Genomic DNA, 5,320 nt, shown 5'->3' with positions numbered 1-5,320 from the left:
CGTGAGTTCCGGGGCTTTTTCGTGGATGCCCCCCTTTCGTTATTGCGAGCGCAGCGAAGCAATCCAGGGCAGTCTTGAACCGCTCTGGATTGCTTCGCTGCGCTCGCAATGACGAACCTGTGTGACCTTGACTTGCCGTTGGGGGACAGGCTCGACTACGCCAAAAGCCACTCACGCAGCGCCGCGTTCACCGCTTCCGGCCGCTCCATCGGCGCCATGTGGCCGCATTGCGGGATCGTAACTAAGGTCGCACCCGGCACGGTCTGCGCGATCGTGCGCGAATAGTGCAGCGGCGTGGTGCGGTCGTCCTCGCCGACCAGCACCAGCGTCGGCACCGCGATCGCGCCGAGACCCGGCAGCGGATCGGCGCGGGCGATGATCGCGCCCTGCTGCCGTTCGAACGCCTCGATCCCGACGCGCAGGGCCATCGCCACTACCGCATCCCCGATCGCCGGGTCCGCCTGCGGATGGACCAGCAGGCCAAGGCTGCCGCGCAGAACTTTCTCGAAGCCGCGTTCCCGCGCGGTCCTGACGGCGGCGCGGCGGACGGCGGCATAGTCGGGCGCATCAGCCGTGGCGCTGGTGTCGAGCAGGGCGAGCCGCGTGACCCGCTCCGGCGCGCGGGCGATCACTTCCATTGCCACGTAGCCACCCATCGAAAACCCCGCGAGCGCAAAGGTATCGGGCGCATCGTCGAGCAGCCGCTCGGCCATGGCGGCGATCGAGCCGTCGCTGAGCGTATCGGCGAGGGTCATGTCCGCCACGTCCGCCAGCGCAGCAGTTTGCGCGCGGAAGACCTCCGCGTCGCAAGTCAGGCCCGGGACGAGGACGAGTGGCTGGCGACTCACGCCACCTCTGCGGTCAGCGGAACCGCACCGAGGCTGTTCGGCCCGGCGCTGGTGATTGCGACGCGCACGATCTGGCCGACCTCTGCCTCTCCGGTGAAGTGGACCGACTGCAGCCACGGCGACTTGCCGAGCCACTGGCCGGCATGCTTGCCCTTGCGTTCCACCAGCACGTCGCAGGTCTTGCCGACCGTTGCGGCGTTGAACGCCAGCTGGTCGCGGTTGAGCGCGGACTGGAGGCGCTGCAGCCGCTCGTCCATCACTGCGGCGGAGACCTGGTCGCCCATCGTCGCGGCAGGCGTACCGGGGCGGGGCGAATACTTGAAGCTGAAGCACTGCGCATAGCCGACCGCGTCGACGAGCCCCAGCGTATCCTCGAATTCGGCGTCGGTCTCGCCGGGGAAGCCGACGATGAAGTCGCCCGACAGCGCGATGTCCGGCCGCACCGCGCGTACCCGGTCGAGAATCTTGAGGTAGCTCTCGACCGTATGGCTGCGGTTCATCGCCTTGAGCACGCGGTCGTTACCCGCCTGCACCGGCAGGTGGAGGAACGGCATCAGCTTGGCGTTCTCGCCGTGGGCGTCGATCAGGCCCTGCGTCATGTCGTTGGGATGACTGGTGGTGTAGCGGATGCGGGCCAGTTCCGGGATCGCCGCCAGTTCGCGCGCCAGCCCGTCGAGGCCGGCCATTTGCCCCTTGGCGTTCTCGCCGGTCCAGGCATTGACGTTCTGGCCGAGCAGCGTGATCTCGCGCGCGCCGGCCTCGACCAGCAGCTTCGCCTCGTCGATCAGCGCGGCATAAGGGCGCGAGACTTCGGCGCCGCGGGTATAGGGCACCACGCAATAGGTGCAGAACTTGTCGCAGCCTTCCTGCACGGTCAGGAACGCCGTGGGGCCGGACCGCTTGCGGCGGGGCAGGGCGTCGAACTTGGTTTCGGCGGGCATGTCGGTATCGGTGACGCGCTCGCCCGCGCTGGCGGCGCGGACCATCTCGGGCAGGCGGTGGTAGGCCTGCGGGCCGACGACCATCGTCACGGCGGGCGCGCGGGCCATGATTTCCTCGCCCTCGGCCTGCGCGACGCAGCCAGCGACGGCGATCATGGGTGCCGACCCATCCTCGCGGTCCCAGTTCTTCACGAGACGGCCGATGTCGGAATAGACCTTCTCCGCCGCCTTCTCGCGGATGTGGCAGGTGTTGAGCACGACAAGGTCCGCCTCCTCGCCTTCCGGCGCGGCGGTGATGCCCTGTTCGGCGAGCAGTTCGGCCATGCGGTCGCCGTCGTAGACGTTCATCTGGCAGCCGAAGCTCTTGACGCGGTAGGTCCGGGGAGTCGCAGTCGTTTGCATCGCGCGCCGTTAGCGCAAAAGGGTGGGTTTGGACAGGGGGACTGCCTTTTATCCTCCCTGTCGCGCAGCGATGGGGAGATGGCAGTCCGCAGGGCTGACGGAGGGGTTCCTCCCACTCCACCACTCGCTACGCGAGCGGTCCCCCTCCCCATTGCTTCGCAACAGGGAGGATACACAAGGTGTGCAACGGGGCGCTTACGGCTCGCCCGCTTTCCTACAGACCGCCCGCTCCGATAGATTACTCCCATGCCCCGCCCGAACCTCCACGGCCGCACAAGGTTACACCGCAAGGTGACACATCCCCCTCACAAGGTGACACATTCCCCGCAAAATGTGTCACCTTACCCCCGCAAGGTGACACTTTCCGGCCCAAGGTGACACCTTTCCCCTCTGGACCGTGTCAACGGTGTAAACCTGTCACCTTGCAGCGCCCTGTTTCCCTTCTTCCATACTTGGGCTATCCGCGCGCGTCATGAGCACTACGCAGACCCTTTACGCCGCCTTCGCAGGCCACCTTTCCGCCGCGCTCGATGCGCTGGAAGCAGCGGGCACGCTGCCGGGCGGCCTCAAGCGAGGCGCGATCACGGTCGAGCCGCCGCGCGATCCCTCGCACGGCGACCTCTCGACCAACGCCGCGATGGTGCTGGCCAAGCCCGCCGGCCTGAAGCCGCGCGATCTCGCCGAGGCGCTGGTGGCGGAGCTGTCGAAGCTCGATTCGGTGACGTCGGCCGAGATCGCAGGGCCGGGCTTCATCAACCTGCGCCTCTCTTCCGCCACGTGGCTGACCGAACTGCGCGCGATCGCCGATCTCGGCGCGGATTACGGCCGCTCGACGATGGGCGGCGGGACGACGGTGAACGTCGAATACGTCTCGGCCAACCCCACCGGGCCGATGCACATGGGCCACTGCCGCGGCGCGGTCGTCGGCGATGCGCTGGCGACGCTGCTGGAGTTCGCGGGCCACAAGGTCACCAAGGAATACTACGTCAACGATGCCGGCGGGCAGGTGCAGGTGCTCGCCCGCTCGGCGCACGTGCGCTACCGCGAGGCGCTCGGGCACGACGTCGGCGCGATCCCCGAGGGGCTCTATCCGGGCGAATACCTGGTGCCGGTAGGCCAGCAGCTCGCCGCCGAGTTCGGCGAGACGTACGCTGCCGCACCCGAGTCGGAATGGCTGGCGCTGTTCCAGAAGAAGGCCGTCGCCGCGATGCTGGTGATGATCAAGGACGACCTCGCGCTCCTCGGCATCCACCACGACCTGTTCTCGTCGGAGGCGGAACTGCAGGCCAGCGGCAAGCCCGACGAGGCCGAAGCCTGGCTGCGCGCCAAGGGCCTCGTCTACGACGGCGTGCTCGAAGCGCCCAAGGGCAAGACGCTGGAGGACTGGGAAGCGGTCGAACTGCCGCTGTTCAAGTCCACCGCGTTCGGCGACGATCAGGACCGCCCTATCAAGAAGTCGGACGGCACCTGGACCTATTTCGGCGCCGACCTTGCCTACCACTTCCAGAAGGCCCAGAGCGCCGACGCCCTCGTCGATATCTGGGGTGCGGACCACGCGGGCACCGTCAAGCGCATCAAGGCTGCCGTGGCCGCCATGACCGGCGCCGATGGCGAACCCACGCCGTTCGAGATCAAGCTGGTGCAGATGGTCCAGCTGCTGCGTGACGGCGAGCCGGTGAAGATGTCCAAGCGTTCGGGCAACTTCGTCACGCTGGCCGAAGTCGTGACCGAAGTGGGCAAGGACGTGGTGCGCTTCACCATGCTGACCCGCAAGCCCGAGGCGCAGATGGACTTCGACTTCGCCAAGGTCGTCGAAGCCAGCAAAGACAACCCGGTGTTCTACGTCCAGTACGCTAATGCCCGCGTCCACTCGACGCTGCGCAAGGGGCTGGCCGAGGGCGGCTTCACCCCCTCGGGCGAGCACGTCGAACTGCTGGGCGAAGAGGAGCTGGAACTGGTCAAGCTGGCCGCGCAGTTCCCCCGCATCGTCGAGGCGGCGGCGGCAGCGCGCGAACCGCACCGCATCGCCTTCTACCTCGGTGACGTCGCGGCGGCGTTCCATGGCTACTGGAACCTCGGCAACGACAGGGTGGAAAAGCGGTTTGTTAACGCGCAGGATGCAAAGCTGACGGGTGCGCGGCTTTTCCTGGCGGCGCAGATCGGGCAACTTGTCCGCAACGGCCTGGCTCTGCTCGGGGTCGAGGCGGTGGAGGAAATGTGATCCATGGCAGGCGCTGACGACGGCTATTTCCCGAAACCGGAGAAGAAGAACCCGGTGTTCGGCTCGGGCAAGCAGGGCAGCCCCTACTTCGAGGAGGACGGCGATGCGTCCGCCTCGGCCGCGTTCGGCGCCACCGCGCAGCAGTTGCAGCTGGAGGAGGACGTGCGCCTCCCCTGGCTGGAAGGCGACGACGAGGGTTATGAGGAAGAGCGCTCCGGCATCGGACAGGGCGTGCTGCTGGGCGCACTCGGCCTCGTCGCGCTTGTGGTCATCGGCGGCGGCGTGGTCTGGGCGATCAAGAGCCGTCCCGAGCAACCGCTGGTCGCAGACGGCGGCGTGATCGCCGCGCCCAAGGCCCCTTACAAGGTCAAGCCCGACAACCCCGGTGGCGAAGTCGTCGAGGGCACCGGCGACACCAGCTTCGCGGTCGCCGAGGGCCAGTCGCGCCCCGTCCAGATCGACAAGAGCGACGATACGCCCGCGCCGGGCTTCCGCACGACTGCCGAGCCTGCCGAAGCCAAGCCGACCGACAAGGCTTCCGCGGCCGCTCCGGTGGTCAGCGGTGTCGGTGTGCAGGTCGGCGCTTATGCCTCGAAGGAGGCGGCGGAGGCCGGATGGAACACGCTCAAGACGCAGTACGAACCGCTCGGCAGCATGAGTCACCGCGTGGTTCAGGGCAAGGCGGACATCGGCACCGTCTACCGCCTACAGGCCGTCCCCGGCGACGGCGCGGCGGCGCGGGCCTTGTGCTTGGGTATGAAGGCCGCAGGGATGAGCTGTCAGGTTAAGAACTGAATATCCGTCGTCCCGGACTTGATCCGGGACCGCTGGCCGGGACCAACCCACCTTGCGGCGCGCGCAGCGAGTTCGCGCCTAAAGACCGCCACCGGTCCCGGATCAAGTCCGGG

The 5,320-nt window shown here is 67.6% G+C and carries 4 protein-coding genes; 2 read left to right on the top strand and 2 right to left on the bottom strand.

The window, feature by feature from the left end:
- Positions 1–155 precede the first annotated feature (155 nt).
- Positions 156–848 (bottom strand): alpha/beta fold hydrolase, encoded by a 693-nt coding sequence (locus tag ACYPYD_RS18205; RefSeq protein ID WP_459664650.1) that lies wholly within the window; start codon positions 846–848, stop codon positions 156–158.
- A complete protein-coding gene (gene miaB / locus ACYPYD_RS18200; protein ID WP_459664647.1) occupies positions 845–2,191 on the bottom strand; it encodes a tRNA (N6-isopentenyl adenosine(37)-C2)-methylthiotransferase MiaB in 1,347 nt (448 codons plus the stop codon). The genes ACYPYD_RS18205 and miaB overlap by 4 nt, the downstream gene beginning before the upstream one ends.
- Before the next feature lie 472 nt (positions 2,192–2,663).
- Between miaB and argS the strand changes: the two genes are divergently transcribed.
- Together argS and ACYPYD_RS18190 are read left to right on the top strand one after the other, a co-directional pair.
- On the top strand, positions 2,664–4,412 hold the full coding sequence (gene argS / locus ACYPYD_RS18195) for an arginine--tRNA ligase (protein ID WP_036526005.1): 1,749 nt from the start codon (positions 2,664–2,666) through the stop codon (positions 4,410–4,412).
- A 3-nt stretch (positions 4,413–4,415) separates the two neighbouring features.
- Positions 4,416–5,207, top strand: a complete 792-nt coding sequence (locus ACYPYD_RS18190) for an SPOR domain-containing protein (protein ID WP_459664644.1) — start codon at positions 4,416–4,418, stop codon at positions 5,205–5,207.
- Positions 5,208–5,320: the final 113 nt, after the last annotated feature.

The sequence above is a fragment of the Novosphingobium sp. 11B genome (genome assembly GCF_054589055.1).
The sequence above is the reverse complement of the archived record's forward strand: the minus strand, read 5'-3'. Positions and strand labels throughout refer to the sequence as shown.